The organism is Jiangella alkaliphila (assembly GCF_900105925.1).
Taxonomy (GTDB): domain Bacteria; phylum Actinomycetota; class Actinomycetes; order Jiangellales; family Jiangellaceae; genus Jiangella; species Jiangella alkaliphila.
Genome location: NZ_LT629791.1, coordinates 4679326 through 4699629, shown reverse-complemented (window position 1 = coordinate 4699629; position 20304 = coordinate 4679326). Strand labels below are relative to the sequence as shown.

Annotated in this window: 18 protein-coding genes; 11 read left to right on the top strand and 7 right to left on the bottom strand. The window is 73.0% G+C overall.

Annotation, left to right across the window (positions count from 1 at the left end; all coding sequences use genetic code 11):
- Positions 1–58 precede the first annotated feature (58 nt).
- From BLV05_RS21500 to BLV05_RS21465, 8 genes are read left to right on the top strand one after another with little or no spacing between them, the layout of a single operon-like run.
- Positions 59–427, top strand: coding sequence for a DUF948 domain-containing protein (locus BLV05_RS21500; RefSeq protein ID WP_046770383.1), 369 nt, complete (start codon positions 59–61; stop codon positions 425–427).
- Entirely contained in the window at positions 424–726 is a 303-nt protein-coding gene (locus BLV05_RS21495) for a DUF6167 family protein (protein WP_046770382.1), read from the top strand. The genes BLV05_RS21500 and BLV05_RS21495 overlap by 4 nt, the downstream gene beginning before the upstream one ends.
- Positions 727–728: 2 nt before the next feature.
- Positions 729–3404, top strand: a complete 2676-nt coding sequence (alaS, locus tag BLV05_RS21490) for an alanine--tRNA ligase (RefSeq protein ID WP_046770381.1) — start codon at positions 729–731, stop codon at positions 3402–3404.
- Positions 3404–3865: a Holliday junction resolvase RuvX gene (gene ruvX, locus BLV05_RS21485; RefSeq protein ID WP_046770380.1), complete on the top strand. Its 462-nt coding sequence runs from the start codon at positions 3404–3406 to the stop codon at positions 3863–3865. The genes alaS and ruvX overlap by 1 nt, the downstream gene beginning before the upstream one ends.
- The gene (mltG, locus tag BLV05_RS21480) at positions 3858–5009 is read left to right on the top strand and encodes an endolytic transglycosylase MltG (RefSeq protein ID WP_046770379.1); all 1152 of its coding nucleotides are present in this window, start codon (positions 3858–3860) and stop codon (positions 5007–5009) included. Before ruvX ends, mltG begins: the two co-directional genes overlap by 8 nt.
- Positions 5006–5845: a shikimate dehydrogenase gene (locus BLV05_RS21475; RefSeq protein ID WP_082155484.1), complete on the top strand. Its 840-nt coding sequence runs from the start codon at positions 5006–5008 to the stop codon at positions 5843–5845. Before mltG ends, BLV05_RS21475 begins: the two co-directional genes overlap by 4 nt.
- Entirely contained in the window at positions 5842–6591 is a 750-nt protein-coding gene (locus BLV05_RS21470) for a prepilin peptidase (protein ID WP_046770378.1), read from the top strand. Before BLV05_RS21475 ends, BLV05_RS21470 begins: the two co-directional genes overlap by 4 nt.
- Positions 6592–6625: 34 nt before the next feature.
- Entirely contained in the window at positions 6626–7591 is a 966-nt protein-coding gene (locus BLV05_RS21465) for a zinc-binding dehydrogenase (protein WP_046770377.1), read from the top strand.
- A 111-nt stretch (positions 7592–7702) separates the two neighbouring features.
- Here BLV05_RS21465 and BLV05_RS21460 read toward each other — a convergent pair whose 3' ends face one another.
- From BLV05_RS21460 to BLV05_RS21440, 5 genes are all read right to left on the bottom strand, one after another.
- Complete coding sequence (locus tag BLV05_RS21460; RefSeq protein WP_046770376.1) at positions 7703–8182, bottom strand: phosphatase domain-containing protein; 480 nt, start codon at positions 8180–8182, stop codon at positions 7703–7705.
- Positions 8179–9030 carry a polysaccharide deacetylase family protein gene (locus BLV05_RS21455; RefSeq protein WP_160312769.1) on the bottom strand — a complete coding sequence of 284 codons (852 nt, stop codon included), beginning with the start codon at positions 9028–9030 and terminating at the stop codon, positions 8179–8181. The genes BLV05_RS21460 and BLV05_RS21455 overlap by 4 nt, the downstream gene beginning before the upstream one ends.
- A gap of 84 nt (positions 9031–9114) precedes the next feature.
- Entirely contained in the window at positions 9115–10782 is a 1668-nt protein-coding gene (locus tag BLV05_RS21450; protein WP_046770375.1) for a substrate-binding and VWA domain-containing protein, read from the bottom strand.
- 103 nt (positions 10783–10885) lie between these two features.
- Positions 10886–11740: an ABC transporter permease gene (locus tag BLV05_RS21445; RefSeq protein ID WP_046770374.1), complete on the bottom strand. Its 855-nt coding sequence runs from the start codon at positions 11738–11740 to the stop codon at positions 10886–10888.
- Entirely contained in the window at positions 11737–12714 is a 978-nt protein-coding gene (locus tag BLV05_RS21440) for an ATP-binding cassette domain-containing protein (protein WP_046770373.1), read from the bottom strand. The genes BLV05_RS21445 and BLV05_RS21440 overlap by 4 nt, the downstream gene beginning before the upstream one ends.
- 108 nt (positions 12715–12822) lie before the next feature.
- Here BLV05_RS21440 and BLV05_RS21435 point away from each other — a divergent pair, with 108 nt between their 5' ends.
- The 3 genes from BLV05_RS21435 (at position 12823) to BLV05_RS21425 (ending at position 16414) form a co-directional block, all read left to right on the top strand.
- Positions 12823–13605: a TetR/AcrR family transcriptional regulator gene (locus BLV05_RS21435; protein ID WP_046770372.1), complete on the top strand. Its 783-nt coding sequence runs from the start codon at positions 12823–12825 to the stop codon at positions 13603–13605.
- 109 nt (positions 13606–13714) lie between these two features.
- Positions 13715–15157, top strand: coding sequence for an NADP-dependent phosphogluconate dehydrogenase (gene gndA / locus BLV05_RS21430; RefSeq protein ID WP_046770371.1), 1443 nt, complete (start codon positions 13715–13717; stop codon positions 15155–15157).
- A gap of 21 nt (positions 15158–15178) precedes the next feature.
- Positions 15179–16414, top strand: a complete 1236-nt coding sequence (locus tag BLV05_RS21425; protein WP_046770370.1) for a serine/threonine-protein kinase — start codon at positions 15179–15181, stop codon at positions 16412–16414.
- Here the strand turns inward: BLV05_RS21425 and BLV05_RS21420 are convergent.
- Together BLV05_RS21420 and BLV05_RS21415 are read right to left on the bottom strand one after the other, a co-directional pair.
- Positions 16398–18326, bottom strand: a complete 1929-nt coding sequence (locus BLV05_RS21420) for a vWA domain-containing protein (RefSeq protein WP_083421355.1) — start codon at positions 18324–18326, stop codon at positions 16398–16400. The two genes, BLV05_RS21425 and BLV05_RS21420, sit on opposite strands and share 17 nt — an antisense overlap.
- Entirely contained in the window at positions 18326–20239 is a 1914-nt protein-coding gene (locus BLV05_RS21415; protein ID WP_083421354.1) for a vWA domain-containing protein, read from the bottom strand. Before BLV05_RS21415 ends, BLV05_RS21420 begins: the two co-directional genes overlap by 1 nt.
- Positions 20240–20304 lie beyond the last annotated feature (65 nt).

Here is a 20304-nt window from a genome sequence, read left to right as displayed (position 1 = left end):
TCCGGCGCGGTAGGGTCAGACGCTTGAGACGACCGTCCGAAGAGAGGCAGCTCCACCCATGTCCGTAGGCGAGATCGCCGGGTTGCTGGCCGCCGCCGCCCTGGTCGCGCTGGTCGGTTTCCTCGCCGTGCCGATCCTGAAACTGGGCCGCACGGTCGACGAGTTCACCCTCGTGGTGCGCGACATCCGCAAGGAGCACGTCGCCAAGACCGCCGTCACGGTCGACGAGACCAACGAGCTGCTGGCGTCCACCAACGCCCAGCTCCAGCGCATCGACGCCATCACGTCGAACGCGCAGACCGTCACCACCAACGTCGCCGCCATGTCGTCGCTGTTCGCGGCGACGCTCGGCGGGCCGCTGGTGCGCACGGCGGCGTTCACCTACGGCGTGCGCCGGGCCCTCGCCGCCCGCCGGAGCCGGCGATGAGCAAGCTGTTCTGGATCGCCCTCGGCGCCACCGCCGGGGTCCTCGTCGTCCGCCGGCTCACCAAGGCGGCCGAGAGCCTGACGCCCGAGGGCGCGGCCGACCGCGTCGCCGGCGGCTTGCGCAACGTCGGCGACGCCGTCCGTGGGTTCACCGACGAGGTCCGCGCCGGCATGGCCGAGCGCGACGCCGAGCTGCGCTACGCCCTGGGCATCGCACCCGACGGCACCGGCAAGCCCGGCGTCGCCGACCCCGACGCCGTCGACGACCTGTTCCACACGCACCCGAGAGGCACGTTCTGACCATGGAGACCGCCGAGATCCGCCGCCGGTTCCTCGACCACTTCGAGGGGAACGGCCACAGCGTCGTCCCCAGCGCCTCGCTGATCTCGCCCGACCCGTCGCTGCTGTTCACCGTGGCGGGCATGGTGCCGTTCATCCCGTATCTCACCGGGCAGCAGACGCCGCCGTGGCAGCGCGCCACCAGCGTGCAGAAGTGCATCCGCACCGGCGACATCGAAGAGGTCGGCAAGACCACGCGGCACGGCACCTTCTTCCAGATGAACGGCAACTTCTCCTTCGGCGACTACTTCAAGGAAGGCGCCATCTCCTACGCCTGGGACCTCATCACGAAGTCCCACGACGACGGCGGCTACGGGTTCGGCGAGGACAAGATCTGGGTCACCGTCTACCACGACGACGACGAGGCCGCGCAGCTGTGGAAGAAGGTCGCCGGGCTGCCCGACGAGCGCATCCAGCGGCGCGGCCTGCTCGACAACTACTGGCACACCGGCCAGCCCGGCCCGGGCGGCCCGTGCAGCGAGATCTACATCGACCGCGGCGCCGAGCACGGGCCCGACGGCGGCCCGGTCGTCGACGAGGACCGCTTCCTGGAGATCTGGAACCTGGTCTTCATGCAGGAGCAGATCACCGACGTCAAGGCGAAGGACGACTTCACCGTCGTCGGCGACCTGCCGTCGAAGAACATCGACACCGGCATGGGCCTGGAGCGCGTCGCCTACCTGCTGCAGGGCGTCGACAACATGTACGAGATCGACCAGGTCCGCCCGACGCTGCAGCGCGCGGCCGACCTCTCCGGCAGGCGGTACGGCGCCGACCACACCGACGACGTCCGCATGCGGGTCGTCGCCGACCACGTCCGCAGCTCGCTGATGCTGATCGGCGACGGCGTCACCCCGTCCAACGAGGGCCGCGGTTATGTGCTGCGGCGCCTGCTGCGGCGCAGCGTCCGGGCCATGCGGCTGCTCGGTGTCGAGGACACCACCATCCCCGAGCTGCTGCCGGTCGCGAAGGACTGCATGAAGGCGGCGTACCCGGAGCTGGAGTCCGACTTCGATCGCATCTCCTCCGTCGCGTTCGCCGAGGAGGAGGCGTTCCGCCGCACGCTGGTCACCGGCACGCAGATCTTCGACCTCGCGGCCGACGAGGCGAAGCGGGCGGGCGAGTTCGCGCTGCCCGGCGACACCGCGTTCAAGCTGCACGACACCTACGGCTTCCCGATCGACCTCACCCTCGAGATGGCGGCCGAGCAGGGGCTGAAGGTCGACGAGGGGCACTTCCGCCGGCTGATGACCGAGCAGCGCGAGCGGGCCAGGGCCGACGCGAAGGCAAAGAAGACGGGTGGCGCCGACACCAGCGCCTACCGGCAGCTGCGCGACGCCGGCCCGACGCCGTTCACCGGCTACGAGGAGCTCGAGACCGAGAGCCGGGTCCGCGGCCTGCTGCTCGACGGCATGGCCGTCCCGGGCGCCAGCGAGGGCGAGACGCTGGAGGTCGTCCTCGACCGCACGCCGTTCTACGCGGAGTCCGGCGGCCAGGACAGCGACGCCGGCGTCATCACCGGCGACGGCTTCGAGCTCGAGGTGCTCGACGTCCAGCGCCCGGTCAAGGGCCTGATCGTGCACCAGGTGCGGGTTCTCAAAGGCGAGGTCATCAGCGGCCAGGACGTCCACGCCAAGGTCGATCGCGAGTGGCGCGTCGGCGCCTGCCAGGCGCACTCCGGCACGCACATCGTGCACGCCGCGCTGCGCCAGGTGCTCGGCCCGCAGGCGCTGCAGAGCGGTTCCTACAACAAGCCCGGCTACCTGCGGCTGGACTTCGCGTGGGGGCAGGCGCTCGGCGCGCAGACCCGCAGCGAGGTCGAGGAGGTCGCGAACCTCGCCGTGCGCCGCGACCACGCGGTCTCGGCCACGTACATGCCACTCGAGCGGGCCCGTGAGGTCGGCGCGCTGGCGCTGTTCGGCGAGACGTACGACGAAGAGGTGCGGGTCGTCGAGATGGGCGGCGCGTGGTCGCGTGAGCTGTGCGGCGGCACGCACGTGGCGCACTCGTCCCAGGTCGGGCTGATCACGCTGACGGGCGAGAGCTCGGTCGGCGCCGGGTCGCGCCGGGTCGAGGCGTTCGTCGGCATCGAGGGCTTCCGCCACCTGGCGAAGGAGCGCACGCTGGTCAGCCAGCTGGCCGACCTGCTCAAGGTCCAGCCCGACCAGCTGCCCGAGCGGGTCGAGCGGCTCGTCGCGCAGGTCCGCGACGCTGAGAAGGAGCTGGCGAAGGCGCGCTCGTCCGAGCTGGGCGCCCAGGCGGCCGAGCTGGCGGCGTCCGCGCGCGACGTCTACGGCGTCTCGTTCGTCTCGCACACCGCGCCCGACGGCACCGCCGCCGACGAGCTGCGCTCGCTGGCGCTCGACGTCCGCGGCCGGCTCGGCGCCGAGCGGCCCGTGGTGGTCGCGGTGGCCGGCGCCGGTGAGAGTGGGCGGCCCAGCGTCGTCGTCGCCGTGAACGAGCCCGGCCGCGAGTGGGGCGTCAAGGCCGGCGCTCTGGTCCGGGTCGCGGCCCAGACCCTCGGCGGCGGCGGTGGCGGCAAGGACGACGTCGCGCAGGGCGGTGGCACCGACGCGAGCAAGATCGGCGACGCGTTGACGCAGGTGGAACACTCCATCGGCCAAGCCGTGACCGGCTAGTGAGGCGGGGCGCCAGACTGGGGGTCGATGTCGGGACGGTCCGCATCGGGGTCGCCTCGTGCGACCGCGATGGGCTGATCGCCACGCCGGTCGAGACGGTCCGCCGGGGGAAGGGCGATCTGCGGCGGATCCGCGATCTGGCGCACGAGTACGACGTGATCGAGATCGTGCTCGGATTACCGCGTAGTCTCGATGGGAAGGAGCACGCGGCGGCCGCGCACGCCCGGGCCTTTGGTGCCGATTTAGCCCGTTATGTGGCACCATGCCGGGTGCGACTGGTCGACGAGCGGTTGAGCACGACCGTCGCCGCGCGCGGGATGCGAGCCAGTGGTGTCTCGTCGCGTGCGGGTCGCCCGGCGGTGGACCAGGCCGCGGCGATGGTGATCCTGCAAGATGCGCTGGACGCGGAGCGTGCGACCGGTGAGCCGCCTGGAGAGGTGCTGACGGTAACGGATGAGTGACCTGTACACGTCGGAGGAGGAGATCGTCCGCCCCCGGCGTCAGCGGCGCCGCCGGCGCAAACGCAGCCGGTTCGGTTCGTTCGTGGCGGTCCTGGCCTCGCTCACCGTCATCGGTGCGGTGCTGGGCGGAATCTACTACGGCGGCAGCGCGGTGCTGAACAGCGTCGACGGCCTGTTCGGCGAGGCCGAGGACTTCCCCGGGCCGGGCACCGGCGAGGTACCGGTCACGATCGAGGACGGCGCGACGCTGCGGGCCATGGGCGCCACGCTGGTCGACGCCGGCGTCGTCGCCAGCCAGGACGCGTTCATCGCCGCCGCCGACGAGAACCCCGAGGCGCGCTCCATCCAGCCCGGCAACTACGTGCTGCGCAGCGAGATGACCGCCGCCGACGCCGTCGCCGCGCTGGTCGCCGGTGAGGGCGGCGCGCGGGTCTCGCTGCCCGAGGGCTACCGCGTCCGGCAAACCGTCGCGCGGCTGGCCGAGGTGTCCGGGTTCACCGCCGAGGAGCTGCAGGCCGCCGTCGACGCCGCGATGCTGCCCGAGTACGCCGAGGGCGAGGCCGAGGGCTTCCTCTATCCGGCCTCCTACGACCTCGGCGGCGAGGTCACGCCCGAGACGCTGGTCGCCGCGATGGTTGCCCAGTTCGAGCAGACCGCCACCAGCGTCGACCTCGTCAACCGCGCCGACGCGCTCGGCTACACGCCGCGCCAGATCGTCACCGTCGCCAGCATCGTGCAGCGCGAGGTGAGCAACGAGGAGGACATGCCCCGGGTCGCCGAGGTGATCTACAACCGGCTCAACGGCGCCTGCGAGGCGAACGGCGTGGTGCAGGAGCGGCTGCAGATGGACTCCACCGTCCACTACGCCGTCGACGACTACTCCAGCGTGTACACGACGCCGGAGATGCGCGAGGTCGACTCGCCGTACAACACGTACCGCGAGTCCGGCCTGCCGCCTGGCCCGATCGCGTCGCCGGGGGAGGCGGCGCTGGCGGCCGCGCTCAACCCGGCCGGCAACGGCGACTGCTACTTCGTCGCGGTGAACCTGGAGACCGGCGAGACGGCGTTCGCGGTCACGGCGGCCGACCACGACGCGAACATCGCGCGTCTGGACGCGTACTGCGAGGAGAGCGACCTGTGCTGACCCGCTGCGCGGTGCTCGGCTCGCCGATCGCGCACTCGCTGTCGCCGGTCATCCACCGCGCCGCGTACCGGCAGCTCGGGCTGGACTGGGAGTACACCGCGCACGAGGTCGGCGAGGCGGAGCTGCCCGCGTACGTCGGCGCGCTCGGCCCTGAGTGGCGCGGCCTCTCGCTGACGATGCCGCTCAAGCGGGCCGCGCTGGACGTCGCCACGACAGTGTCCGACGTCGCGGCGACCGTGGGAGCGGCGAACACGCTGATCCGCCGCGACGACGGCGGCTGGGACGCCGACAACACCGACGTCCCGGGCGTCGTGGCGACGCTGCGCGAGGCCGGTGCGGCGGTGGCCGCGCCGGTCTGCGTGTGGGGCGGCGGCGCGACGGCGGCCGGCGTGCTGGCGGCGCTGGCGTTCCTGGAGAGCGGGCCGGTGCATGTGCACGTCCGCTCGGAGGCGCGGGCCGGTGCGGCGCTGGCCGTCGCGGCCGCGCTCGGTCACCCGGCCGAGCCCGCGCCGTGGGCCGTCCTGCCCGCCTGTGCCGACGCCGGCGTGACGGTGTCGACGGCGCCGGCTGGCGCCCTGGACGAACTCTCGCGCCAGGTGGCGGCCGGCGCCGCCGCGGGCGCCGAGCGGCCGCGCCGGGTGCTGTTCGACGTCGTGTACGACCCGTGGCCGACGCCGGTCGCGGCGGCCTGGCAGGCGGCCGGGGGTGTCGTGGCCGGCGGCCTCGACCTCCTCGTCCACCAGGCGGCCGGACAGCTGCGGCTGATGACCGGCGCCGACGTCCCGGCGGACCTGCTGCGCTCGGCGGCGCTGGCGGCGATCGGCGCCCGCACGTGACCCTGGTGCTCGTGCTGGCCGCGGCCGGCCTGGTCGCCGGTGCGCTGCTGCCCCTGCTGATCGCCCGGATCCCGGACCGGCCGCCGGTCACCGTCCCGTCCGAGCCGGCGCCGGGCCCGGAGCCCGCACCGGAACACCTCTCGCCCGAGCTGGTCGAGGGCGGCCGCCCGCCCACCCCGATCCCGTACCGCGAGCTTGCCGCCGCGCCCCGGCTGGTCCTCTGGCTGGCGGTCGCGACGGCGGCCGTGTGGGCACTGCTGGCGCTGGCCCGGGACGGCGCGGCGAACGCGCCGGAGGACCTCCCGGCCTACCTCGTGGCCGGGCTGCTCGGCGTCGCGCTGGCCTACGTCGACCTGCGCACCCAGCTGCTGCCCGACTGGCTGAACCTGACGGCGCTCGGCGCGGCGGGCGCCTGGCTGACGGTCGCGGCCGCGCTCACCGGCGACTGGGGCGCGTACGGACGGGCCTGGGCGGCGGCCGGCGCGTGCCTGGCGTTCTACCTGCTGCTGGCGCTGCTGCGACCGGCCGACCTGGGGCTCGGCGACGTGAAGCTGTCGGCGTCGCTGGGGCTGCTGCTCGGCTGGGTCGGCTGGACGACGGTCGCGTCGGGGGTGTTCCTGGCGTTCCTGGCCGGCGCCGCGATCGGGATCGTGCTGCTGGCGGTGGGGCGGGCGGGCCGGCGGACGAGCCTGCCGTTCGGCCCGCCGATGCTCGTCGGCGCGCTGGCCGCCCTGCTGCTGGCTTGACCTCAACACTTGTTGAGGTTGAAGACTGGCGAGCATGCATGCCATCGAAGTGCGTGAGTTCGGCGGACCCGAGGTCCTCATCGCCCGCGAGCTGCCCGACCCCGTCGCCGGGCCCGGCCAGGTCGTCGTAGGGCTGGCCGCGGCCGACGTCATCTACCTGGACACGCTGCTGCGCGGTGGGTGGGGCGGGGAGCACTTCCCGATCAACCTGCCGTACGTGCCCGGCGGCGGGGGAGCGGGCACCGTCCTGACCGTGGGCGACGGTGTCGACCCCGCCTGGGTCGGCCGGCGGGTGCTGGCCCGCGGCGCCGGCGGCTACGCGGCGCGCATGGCCACCGACGTCGACCAGATCGTGCCGGTGCCCGACGAGGTCGGCTGGGCCGACGCGGCCGCCCTGCTGCACGACGGCGTGACGGCGATCGAGCTGCTCCGCCACGCGCCGGTCGCGGCCGGCGACACCGTCCTCGTCGCGGCGGCCGCCGGGGGAGCCGGGTCCCTGCTGGTCCAGCTGGCCAGCGGCTCCGGCGCCCGGGTCGTCGCGGGCGCCCGTGGCGAGCGCAAGCTGGCCCTGGCCCGCGAGCTGGGCGCCGACGTCGCCGTCGACTACTCCGAGGACGGCTGGCAGCACCGCGTCCGCGCGGCCACCGGCGGCGACGGCGTCAGTGTCGCGTTCGACGGTGCCGGCGGCGGGCTCGGCGGCGCGGCGTTCGACACCGTCGCGCCCGGCGGAAAGTTCGTCACCTACGGCACCGCCGGCGGCGGGTTCACCGAGATCGACCCCGAGCTGGCCGCCGCCCGCCGGGTCCAGGTGACGAACGCGCTGGCCAGGCAGCTGGAGCGGCCGGCCGTCCGCGAGCTGCTCGCCGAGGCGCTGACGCTGACCGCGGCCGGCCGCATCCGCCCGGCGATCGGCGCCACCCACCCGCTGGACCGCGCCGCCGACGCGCACGCCGCCCTCGAGGCCCGCGCGACGCTGGGCAAGTCGCTCCTGCTCACCTGATCCCCCACCCCAAGTTGATCTTGGAGTTGTTCGGCATTCACGGGGTGAAATGTCCGGTAGATGGCCGAACGACTCCAAGATCAACTTGGGGGCGGCGGGAGGGGGCCGCCCTCAGGTGCGGCCGTCGGCCTCTTGGGCGCTGAACAGCGTCGGGTCGGGGCGGCTCCACTCGACCTCGTAGACGGTGAACCCGGCCGCACGGGCGGCGGTACAGACGGCGGGGTCGTCGTCGACCAGCATGGCGACGTCGCGGTGGGCCGACAACCGGCGCAGCACGCCGACCTTGAACTGGCGCGCGGGCCGGCGGTCGTCGTCGGGGCGGAGCATGATCGTGCCGGCCGGCGCGCCGTTCTCGGCCAGCCACGACCGGGTGACGGCGCGGGTGCGCTCGGGCCGGCCGCTGAGGTAGACGACCTCATGCTCGTTCGCCAGCAGCGTGACCAGCTCGATGCCCTCGGCGTACGGCGTGTCGTCGCTCATCGCACCGAAGAAGCCAGCCCAGTTCTTCGGGCGCCGGTTCAGGTGGTGCAGCCGGTGCTGGACGTCGGCGAGGACGCCGTCGATGTCGACGACGGCGACGGGGCGGTTCATGAGTCTCCAGGCAGGACGTAGCGGTAGCCGGCGGCGTCGAGCCCGGTGAGGATCTGGTCCAGGGCCGCGACGGTCTGCGACCGGTCGCCGCCGCCGTCGTGCAGCAGTATGACCGATCCCGGCTCCACGTGACCCAGGACGTCCTGCACGATCGACGTCGCGCCCGGCCGCGACCAGTCCCGCGGGTCGAGGGTCCAGTCCAGCGGCTCGAGGTCGCGCTCGTCGAGGATGGGCGCGAGCTGCGGCTCGACGTACGTGCCGGGCTGGCGGAACCAGCGCACCTCGGTGTCGCCGCCGACGGCGTCGTCGAGGGCCTCGTCGGTCTCGTCGATCTGCTGCTCGATCTGCTCGCGGGTGCGCGCGGACAGCTGCTCGTCGTGGGTGTCGGTGTGGTTGCACAGCGCGTGCCCGGCGTCGACGACCTGGCGGACGACCTCGGGGTGCTCGCGGACCCGCTGGCCGACCATGCAGAAGACGGCGATGGCGTCGTGCTTCTCGAGCAGGTCCAGCACCTGCGGCGTGTAGACCGGGTGCGGGCCGTCGTCGAAGGTGAGCGTGACGGTGTAGTCCTCGGCGTCGCCGCCGGTGTCCGGGTTGGTCTCTCCGTCGCTGTCGCCGCCGTCGCTGTCACCGGAACCCGAGCCGGAGCCTGAGTCGCCCCCGGACCCGGACCCGCCGCCGGAGTCGTCCGACCCCGATCCGCCACCGGCGCCGGGCGAGGCGGACGGCGACTCCGACGGGCTCGCCGTCGGGTCGTCACCGCGCGTCTCGCCGTTCCCCGCCGCGACCGCGATGAGGCCGAGCAGGATGCCGATGAGGATGGTGGCCGGCCAGGACAGGTTGTTCACCGGTGCCACCTCCCTCGGGCGCCCATCGACCCATGATCATAGAGTTCGGCGGGGCCGAAACCGGACAGGCGCGCCACAGGTGCGTCAGCAGTTCGGGCGGCACTGCCGTTCGATCATGGCCTGGATGAACACGCTCTGGATGTCGCTGGGGTCCTCGGCGTGGTACGCGTTCGTGCCGGTGGCGGCGGAGATCTGCTGCAGCGCCTCCATGTCCGCCTCCGGCCCCATGCCGATGGTGATGATCGGCACCGGCGCGGCCGGGTCGAACTGCGCAGTGAGCTGGGTGAGCAGCGTCTCGAGGTCGATGCCGTCGGGGTCGTCCTCGTTGCGGCCGTCGGTGAGCAGCACCACCGAGTTGACCATGCCGGCCTGGTAGCTGCTGCGCATCTCCTGGAACGCCGCCAGCGCGGTGTCGTAGAGGCCGGTGCCGCCGTCGGCGATGGACGGCAGCGACTCGACGGCTGCGACCAGCGCCTCCTGCCGCGGCGTGCCGTCCTCGAGCTGCTCGTTCATGGGCCCGACGTCGACCAGCTGGACGTAGTCGTTGGGCGGGTCCTGCAGGATCGAGAACGCCCACAGCCCGACCGAGGCGTCCGGCGGGAACAGGCTCAGCGCCTCGAGCGCGGCGTCGCGGGTCAGCTCCATGCGGGTGGCGCCGCCGTCGACCTGCTCGTTCATCGACCCGGACACGTCGATGACGGCGAGCATGCGCATGTCCAGCGCGAGCGCCGCCCACTGCCGGGACAGCTCGGTGACCAGGGCGGGGTCGGGGGCGGGCAGCAGCTCAGGCATCGCCGGGCGAATGCCGTCGACCACCCCGGCGTCGGCCGCGGCGGTGCCGTCGGGGCTGCGGAAGCCGGCCTCGCGGATCGTCTCCTGCGCCTCCGCCGACCCGAGGTACGTGACGAACGCGGCGGCCGCCGACCGCGCGGCGGCGTCGTCCTCGGCGCCGGTCACCGCGAGTGCCGGGTAGTCGAACCCGAACGTGCCCTCGGCCGGATAGAGGGCGGCCAGCCGCGGCCCGGAGGTCTCGCGGTTGAACGCGACGACGGACTGCTCGGTCGCGGTGAACGCGCCCGGCGACTCCGCGGCCGCCGCGAACGCGTCCTCGACGGTGGGCACAGCGGCCTGCGAGACCTGCGTCATCACCTGGACCAGCTGGTCGCGGTCGACCTCCTCGCCCAGCGCGGTGCGGACGGCGACCAGGCTGGCCAGGCCCTCGTCGTTGGTGGCGGGGTCGGCGATGACGGCCGGCCCGTCGCCCTGCACCAGCGCGGCCCAGGAGATCTGCGCCTCGTCGCCGCCGACGGCCGCCGCGGCCTCCTCCGGCATGACGACGACCAGCGGCGACAAGGCGACGTTGGCCAGTTGCTCGGCGAGGCCCTCGTCGAGCGCCGGGCCGAACGCGCGGCTCTTCGGGATCCACAGGTCCGGCGCCTCGGCGTTGCCGAACGTCGCCACGGCGTCGGCCGTGCTGCTGGCGACGACGTCGACCTCGATGCACCGGTCACCCTGGCGGGGGTCGGTATCGGCGTACGTCGTGGCCAGCTCCGTCAGCACCGGCGTGATGGTCGCGTCGGCGGCGACGGTGACCGGCAGCGGCCCGTCACACTCGCCGTCGGCGGTGTCCAGCACGGAGGCGACGCCGAGTCCGGCCGCGCCGATCAGCGCGACGGCCATGACGGACAGGCCGAGCCGTCGCGGCCAGGGCGACGGCGCGGCAGGCCGGTGCGAGGCGTGGCGTCCTGGCATGGATGGCGGCTCCGGGCGGGTCGGTGGGATTGCAGACTAACCGGGAGCAATGAGACTCAGCTAATTGTGCGTCACACGTGTCACAGCTGAATTCGCCACCGCGTCAGCGACTCAGCTTCTGGTACCGGCGGATCGACAGCGGGACGAAGATCGCCAGGATGAGCAGCGGCCAGCCGACCGCCAGCAGCAGGCTGTGCTGGGCGGCCCACGAGTCGCCGCCGAGGCCGGGGTTGCCGAACAGCTCGCGCGACGCGGCCACCGTCGACGAGAGCGGGTTCCACTCCGACACCGCGCCCAGCCAGCCCGGCATCAGCTCCGGCGCGACGAACACGTTGGACAGCGCGGTCAGCGGGAACGCGGCCGGGAAGACGATGACGCCGACGGTGTCGGGGTTCGGCACGACCAGGCCGAGGTAGATGCCGATCCAGGTGATCGCGAAGCGCAGCAGCAGGATCAGCCCGACCGCGGCGAGGGCGTCGCCGATGCCGTTGCGCCACTGCCAGCCGACCAGCAGGCCGCACACCACCAGCGTCGTCATCTCCAGGACGGCGCGGATGAGGTCGGCCCCGCTGCGGCCCACGACCAGGGCCGACCGCGCCATCGGCATGGACCGGAACCGGTCGACCACGCCGCGGTCGACGTCGAACGCGATGCCCGTGGCGGTGGCCCCCAGGCCGTACAGCATGGTCATCGCGAACACGCCCGGGAGCAGGAACTCGCGGTAGTTGCCGCCGCCGGGCAGCCCCATGCCGCTGCCGAACACGTAGCCGAAGACCAGCACGAACATGATCGGCAGGCTGAAGTAGATGACGACCTCTTCGGGCGCCCGGACGACGTGCGCCATGTTGCGCTTCGTCATCGTCCAGCCGTCGGCAGCGGCCCAGCGCAGCCGGCCGAGCGGTGTGCGGGCCGGCGGGGGAGCGACGACGGCCGGGGTCGGCTGCAGTGCGATGCTCATGCGGCGGTCTCCTCGTTCGTGGCGGCCTGATGGCCGGTCAGGTGCAGGAAGGCTTCGTCGAGGGTGGGCCGGCGCAGGCCGATGTCCTCGGCGACGACGCCGGCGGCCTGGAGCTCGCGAACGGTGTCGGTGAGTGCGGCCATGCGATCGGCGACGGGTGCGCTGACCCGGCGGGTGTCGGCGTCGAGCTCGGGCTCGGCGGTGCCGATACGGGCGACGACGGCGGCGGCGGCGCCCAGCTGGGCGGCGTCGTGCACGACGACCTCGATGCGGTCGCCGCCGATGAGCGCCTTGAGCTGGTCGGACGTGCCCTCGGCGACGACGCGGCCGGCGTCGATGACGGAGATCCGGCCGGCCAGCTGGTCGGCCTCCTCCAGGTACTGCGTGGTGAGCAGGACCGTCGTGCCGCCGGCCACCAGCGAGCGGATCGCGGCCCACACGTCGTTGCGGCTGCGCGGGTCCAGACCGGTCGTCGGCTCGTCGAGGAACAGCACCTCAGGCGCCAGGATCAGGCTGGCCGCGAGGTCGAGCCGGCGCCGCATGCCCCCGGAGTACGTCCGTCCGGACCGGTCGGCGGCGTCGGTGAGGTCGAACTGCTCGAGCAGCTCGTCCGCCCGCCGCTTCGCCTGCCGCGCGCCCAGGTGGTAGAGCCGGCCGAACATCACCAGGTTCTGCCGGCCGGACAGCGTCTCATCCACCGCGGCGTACTGGCCGGTGAGGCCGATGCGGCGGCGCACCTCGTCGGCCTCGGTGACGACGTCGTGGCCCGCGACCCGCGCGCTGCCGCCGTCGAAGCGCAGCAGCGTGGACAGGATGCGGACGGCGGTGGTCTTGCCGGCGCCGTTCGGGCCCAGCAGCCCGTGCACGACCCCACGCTCAACCGTCAGGTCCAGGCCGTCCAGTGCGTAGCTGCTGCCGTACTGCTTGCGCAGCCCTTCGGCGGCGATCGCCGCGTCGCTCGTGGTCACAACCATCCTCCAGATAAACTGTTTATTGCGTATAGTGCTTGGTTTATGTTGTACACAGTTCTAGGATGGGCGTCAAGCGACCGACCTCACCGAGACCTCACCCGAAGGGGGAGCATGGCCACCGACCCGCGTCAGGCCGATCCGAACCGCACGCTCGACCTGCTGTGGGACGTGCAGGCGCCGCCGACCCGCGGGCCCAAGCCCGCGCTGTCGGTGCGGCAGATCGTCGACGCCGCCATCGCCATCGCCGACGCGGAGGGGGTGGCCGCGGTGTCCATGCGCCGGGTGGCCGACGACCTCGGATACACGACGATGTCGCTGTACCGGTACGTGCCCAGCAAGACCGACCTGCTCGACCTCATGGTCGAGCACGCCATGCACGTCGCCGATCTGCCGGCCGGCCTCACCGAGTGGCGCGACAAGCTGCGCTGGTGGGCCACCGACACCGTCGACCTCTACCGGCGCCGGCGCTGGGCCCTCGACGTCCCGCTGAACTCGCCGCCGATGGGCCCCAACCAGATCAAGCGCATGGAGCAGGGGCTGGCCGCGCTCGACGACACCGGGCTCAGCGGGGGAGAGATGCTCGGGATCCTCGTGGTGCTCAGCGGCTACGTGCGCGGGCACGCGCAGCTGGCCACCACCCTCGCCGACGTCGAGAAGCGCACCGGCACCTCGCAGGCCGTGTGGGACCAGGCCTACGGCCGCATGCTGACGACGTTCGTGAACCCCGACGAGCACCCGACGCTGGCCCGCATCGTCACCCAGGACGCGTTCGACGGCTACGCCGAGCCCGACGACGAGTGGCTGGGCGACGACTTCCGGTTCGGCCTCGATCTCGTTCTCGACGGCATCGCCCGGTACGTCGAGCGGCGTCAGGACGCGATGTCACCCGAGTGACGTCCTTGATGTCACCCGGGTGACAGGTCTGGCCGTCGGCCGGCTCGGCATACTGTGCGTAGTTGCGGCTCGGCCGCGTGAGGGCACCTCGGGACAGGAGCAGGCACAGATGGCTGGAACGGCACAGATCGGCGTCACCGGGCTCGCGGTCATGGGCCGCAACCTCGCCCGCAACTTCGCACGTCACGGCTACACGGTCGCGTTGCACAACCGCACGGCGAGCCGCACCCGCGAGCTGGTCGAGCAGTTCGGCGACGAGGGCACGTTCGTCCCGGCCGAGACCGCCGAGGAGTTCGTCGCCGCGCTGGAGCGGCCGCGCCGCCTGGTGATCATGGTCAAGGCGGGCGGGCCGACCGACGCCGTCATCGACGAGTTCGCGCCGCTGCTCGAGCCCGGCGACATGATCGTCGACGGCGGCAACGCGCACTTCGCCGACACCCGGCGGCGCGAGGCGGCGCTGCGCGAGCGCGGGCTGCACTTCGTCGGCACCGGCGTCTCCGGTGGTGAGGAGGGCGCGCTGAACGGCCCGAGCATCATGCCCGGCGGCTCGGTGGAGTCGTACGCGTCGCTCGGCCCGATGCTCGAGACCATCGCCGCGAAGGCCGACGACGGGTCGCCGTGCTGCACGCACATCGGGGCCGACGGCGCCGGGCACTTCGTCAAGATGGTGCACAACGGCATCGAGTACGCCGACATGCAGCTCATCGCCGAGGCGTACGACCTGCTTCGGCACGGCGCCGGCTACGAGCCCGCGCGCATCGCCGAGGTGTTCCGCGGCTGGAACGCCGGCCGGCTGGACTCCTACCTGATCGAGATCACCGCCGAGGTGCTGGCGCACGTCGACGCCGCCACCGGCAAGCCGTTCGTCGACGTCGTCCTCGACCAGGCCGAGCAGAAGGGCACCGGGCGGTGGACGGTGCAGATCGCGCTCGACCTCGGCGTCCCGGTCAGCGGCATCGCCGAGGCGGTGTTCGCACGGTCGCTGTCCGGCCACGCCGATCTCCGGGCCGTCGGCCGCGGGCTGGCCGGGCCCACGCCGTCACCGCTGCCCGCGGACGAGGCGGAGCGGTTCGCCGCGCAGGTCGAGGAGGCGCTGTACGCGTCGAAGGTGGTGTCGTACACGCAGGGCTTCCACCAGCTGCAGGCGGCGGGCGCGGAGTACTCGTGGACGCTGGACCTCGGCGCCATCGCCGGCATCTGGCGCGGCGGCTGCATCATCCGGGCGGCGTTCCTCGACCGCATCACCGCGGCGTACGCGAAGGACGCGGCGCTGCCCAGCCTGCTGGCCGATGAGCAGTTCGCGGGCGAGTTGGGCGCGGCGCAGGACGCGTGGCGGAACGTCGTGGCCACGGCGACGCGGCTGGGCATCCCGGTGCCCGGCTTCGCGACGGCGCTGTCGTACTACGACGCGCTCCGGGCGCCGCGGCTGCCGGCCGCGCTGACCCAGGGCCAGCGCGACTTCTTCGGCGCCCACACCTACCACCGCACCGACCGCGACGGCGTCTTCCACACGCTCTGGTCGGAGGGCCGCGACGAGGAGCAGCAGAGCTGAGTTGTCGCTAGGGTTCGATGCGTGGGAGAGGTCTTTGCGGGTCGCTACGAGCTGGTCGACATCCTCGGCCGCGGCGGCATGGGCGACGTCTGGCGGGTCTGGGACCTGCGCGAACGCGCGTTCCGGGCCGCCAAGCTGCAGCGGCAGTCCGACGGCGCGGCGCTGCTGCGCTTCGTCCGCGAGTCCTCGACCCGGGTCGACCACCCGCACGTCGTCGCCCCGGCCAGCTGGTGGGCCGACGACGGCCGCGTCCTGTTCGTCATGCCGATCGTCGCCGGCGGGTCGGTCGCCGTCCTCCTCGCCGACCACGGCGCGCTGGGGGAGTGGTGGGCGGCCACGCTCGGCGGCCAGCTGCTCGACGCGCTGGCCGCGGTGCATGCCGCCGGGATCGTCCACCGCGACGTCAAGCCGTCCAACCTGCTGCTCGAGGCGACCGGCGTGGGCCGGCCCGTGCTGCGGCTGTCCGACTTCGGCATCGCCGCCGGCATCGACGAGCCGCGGCTGACCCGGACGACCGAGGTCGTGCACACGCCCGGCTACTCGTCCCCGGAGGCCCGCCGCGGCGCCGACCCCGACCCGCGCCAGGACCTCTACGCCGCCGGGGTCGTGCTGATCGAGCTGCTCACCGGCCGGCGTCCGGGCGACGCGGCGTCGGCGGCGGTGCCTGCCGGGCCGCTGGCCGGCGTGATCGGGCGCCTGGTGGCGGCCGACCCGGACGCCCGGTTCCCGACCGCGGCGGAGGCGCGGGCGGCGCTGACGGCCGTGCCGGTCTCGCCGCCCGGGCCGGACGCCGAGCCGGTCGAGGTCTTCGACCAGCTGCCGCCCTGGCCGGCCGGCTGGGGTCCCGGCGGACCGGTCCCCACCGCGCCCCCTACTGCGCCCGCCGCCCCGACTGCCGTCCCGGCCCCGCCCGCCGCGGCCCCCGCTCAGACGTCCGACGCCCCCACCACACCGGCGCCGGACCCGACGCTCCCGGACCCGAGCACCTCGCCCACCCCTGACGTCTCACCGACCACCGGCGTCTCGCCCCCGTCGAGCTCTGCCATCGGATCCGAGGGCAGACCTCCATCGCGCGATGGTGCTCTGCCCTCGCTTCCGATGGCAGAGCTCCAGCAGGCCACGAAGACGCCCACGTCCGCGTCCCCGCCACCGGCCACGGCGCGCGGCTCGGCCCGTCGGGTGCCGTGGCCGGCGGTGGCGCTCGCCGTGGTCGGGGTCGGCCTGCTGGTCGCGGCCGTGGTCACGGCGTTGGCGTAGCCCGGTTCCGGCGCACCAGCCAGCCCGCTCCACCCAGCGCCAGCAGCCCGGCGGCGCCCAGCCCGACCGGCAACCACGGCAGGCCGGACCCGTCGTCCTCGCTGGTCAGGGCCTGGTTCTGGGTCGCCTCGTCACCGGAGCTCGGCTCGTCGCCCGGCGTGGCGTCCCCGCTCGGCTGGTCACCCGAGTCGCCGGAGCCGCCGCCGGACCCGTCGATCAGCGCCGAGTCCGCCGACGGGGGAGGGAGGCCGTCGACGTCGGCGTACTCCGGTGCGCCTTCGCCGGCCGTGCCGTTGGTCTTGAGGGTCAGGGTGTACGGCAACGGGTCGCCCGACGTGTCGAAGGAGACCTGGACGTAGCGCAGTCCGGGGATGCTCGCACCGGCGCCGCCGTTGCGGTTGAGGTAGCCGACGGTCTGGGACTGGGCGCCGATGGCGTAGGACGTCGTGCCTTCGGGGAACGCGCCCCACACTCCGCCCGTCCAGTTCTCGGGCTCTCTGGCGAGGAAGTCCACCATGGCGTAGTCCCGGACCGGGCCGGAGATCTGGACCGTGGGTCCGTGGGTGGCCAGGCCCTCGCCGGTCGGCAGCGCGCTGTCGAACTGCGCCTGCAGGTTCTGGCCCCAGTCGAGCGGAATCGCGACCACCTGCGTCTCGCCCAGGTTGATGTCGAAGGCGTAGGTGCCGTCGGACACCACCGGCGCGTTGGAGAGGGACGTGCCTGGCACCACGTCGGTCACGGCTTCGCCCGGCTCGATCGGAGTCCAGGCCGGCTCCTGGGGCCGGGGGAAGAGGTCGCCGCCGGACGGGTCGGCCAGCGGCGGCTCCTCGTAGACGACGATCTCGACCGGCTCGGCGGACAGGTCGCCCTTCAGCGGCGCGACCTCGACGTAGAGGACGTCGGCGGTGTTGCAGGGGTTGTCCGCGTTCTCGACCCAGCTCGTCGCCGACGTGTAGCCGAGCGTGCCCAACGGGAACGACGAGCCCTCGCTGCACAGGCCCAATGAGCCGGGATCGTCGCCAGGGTGATGGGTGCTCACGCTGACCCAGTCGCCCATGCTGCCGAAGGCGATGCTCCGGTGGGTGACGCCGACGTGGATGGTGCTGTTCGGAGCCGTCCGTTCGACCCGGTACCAGAGCCCGCCCTCCGCCGGGAAGGTGTCGAGGTACTGGCCGGTGGTGATGGTGGGCGCGTCGTCGGGTGTGGCGGTGCCCTGGACGAGGGTGCCGGTGAGGTCGAACGGGCGCGACGCGCGGGTGGTGGAGACGTCGAGGGAGCGGACGAGGTCGTCGGCGTCCTCGGCGTCGTAGTAGGTGCCGTGGCCGTTCTCGGCGATGCAGCGCAGCTTGTCCCGGGCGGTCTGGTCGACGTCGAGGCCGACGACGTCGATGCGCACGTCGACGCCGGCGCCGGCCAGTTCGGTGGCGACCGTGCACGGGTCGGGCTCGCAGGTGGGCTCGCCGTCGGAGACGAGCACGATGGTGCGCGGTCCTTCGGTGCCGAGGTCCTTGCCGGCCTCCTGCAGCGCATTGCCGATCGGGGTCTCGCCGTAGGGCTCGTACCCGTCGAGGGCGGAGGTGAGCTGGTCGCGGTTGCCGGTGCCGGGCTCGACGATCAACTGCGAGTCGGTGCACGCACCGGGGTCGTTCTGCGAGAACACCTCCGCCCCGTAGACCCGCAGGCCGACCTCCTGGTCCTCCGGCAACCCTCCGATCACCTCGCGCAACGCGTCCTTGGCCGCGTCGATCCGGGTCCCGCCGGACGGCGTCGCCTCGGCCATCGACCCGGACGAGTCCAGCACCAACATCATCCGGCTACCCGGATCAAGCGACTCCTCCGCGGCCTCCGACGGCAACACAGTGACGGCGACGACCGCTGCGGCGGTCGCTACTGCGGTGGCAAGGCGGATCATCACTCGCTCCCATCTGAGGTCGCCCGGTTGCGGCGGGCCAGCCAGCCCGCGCCACCCAGCGCCAGTAGCCCGGCGGCGCCGAGCCCGATCGGCATCCACGGCAGGCCGGAGGCGTCACCGCCCGAACCGTCGCCGGTGAGCGCCTGGTCCTCGGTCTCCTCGTCGCCCGGCGTGGCGTCGTCGCTGGGCTCGTCCTCTGCGGAGCCGCCGCCGGACCCGTCCACCAGCGCCGAGTCGGCGCCCGGGGGAGTGAGCCCGTCGACGTCGGCGTACTCGGGAGCGCCTTCGCCGGCCGTGCCGTTGGTCTTCAGCGTCAGGGTGTACTCCATCGGGTCGCCGGCGTCGGGGTAGGACACCTGGACGTACCGCAAGCCGGGGATGCTCGCGTCATTGCTGATCTCGGTCCGGTTCAGGTAGCCGAGGGTGAGCGACTGGGCCCCAACGCGGAAGGGCGATCCGCCCGCGATCGTGCCCCACAACAGGTCGGTCCAGTCATCGGGTGCGCTGCCGTAGAAGTCGACCGAGCCCGCCTCGCGCACAGGCCCGGAGATCTGGATGGTGGGTCCGACGCCCAGGCTCGTCTCGTCGGGCACGATGCCGTCGAGCTGCACCTGGACGTTCTGGCCCCAGTCGAGCGGGATCGCGACCACCTGCGTCTCACCTGCGTTGATGTCGAAGGCGTAGGTGCCGTCGGACACCACCGGGGAGTTGGAGATCGACGTTCCGGGCACGACGTCGGCGACCGGGTCCTCGACGTCCAGGGGCGTCCAGGCGGGCTGCTCGGGAGCGGCCACCAGGTCACGGCCGGAGGGGTCGGCCAGCGGCGGTTCCTCGTAGACGGCGATCTCGACCGGCTCCCCGGTGAACGGCTGCGGGCCGGAGTCGTCGACGTGGACGTAGATGACGTCGGCGGTGTTGCACTCACCCTCCGGGTCCGGGCTCCAGGTATTGGCCGCGGTGTAGCCGAGGTTGCCGAGCGGGAACGTGCTGGCGCTCGCGCACTCGGCTTCATCGGGGTTCACGTAGAGCCTGATCCATGCCCAGGAGCCGGAGTTCCCGATGTCGTCGGACTGGTGGGCGACGCCGACGTGGATGGTGCTGTTCGGAGGCGTCCGTTCGACCCGGTACCAGAGGCCGTCGTTGAGAGGCATCGTGTCGAGGTACTGGCCGGTGGTGATGGTGGGCGCGTCGTCGGGTGTGGCGGTGCCTTGGACGGGGGTGCCGGTGAGGTCGAACGGGCGGGAGGCGCGGGTGGTGGAGACGTCGAGGGAGCGGACGAGGTCGTCGGCGTCCTCGGCGTCGTAGTAGGTGCCGTGGCCGTTCTCGGCGATGCAGCGCAGCTTGTCCCGGGCGGTCTGGTCGACGTCGAGGCCGACGACGTCGATGCGCACGTCGACGCCGTCGCCGGCCAGTTCGGTGGCGACCGTGCACGGGTCGGGTGCGCAGGTGGGCTCGCCGTCGGAGACGAGCACGATGGTGCGCGGTCCTTCGGTGCCGAGGTCCTTGCCGGCCTCCTGCAACGCGTACCCGATCGGGGTCTCGCCGTAGGGCTCGTACCCGTCCAACGCCGACGTGAGCTGGTCGCGGTTGCCGGTGCCGGGCTCGACGATCAACTGCGAGTCGGTGCACGCGCCGGGGTCGTTCTGCGAGAACACCTCCGCGCCATAGACCCGCAGGCCGACCTCCTGGTCCTCCGGCAGCCCGCCGATGACCTCGCGCAACGCGTCCTTGGCTGCATCGATGCGGGTCCCGCCAGACGGCGTCGCCTCGGCCATCGACCCGGACGAGTCCAGCACCAACATCATCCGGCTGCCCGGATCGACCGACTCCGCGGCGGCCTGGACGGGCGCGACGACGGTGATCGCGGCGACGACCGCAGCGGCGGCCGCGAGGGCGGCGGCAAGACGTCCCATACTCACTCCCGAGCCGATTTGCAGTTGCAAACTCAGGTCGAGTCTGGACCGAAGAACGCGTGCGT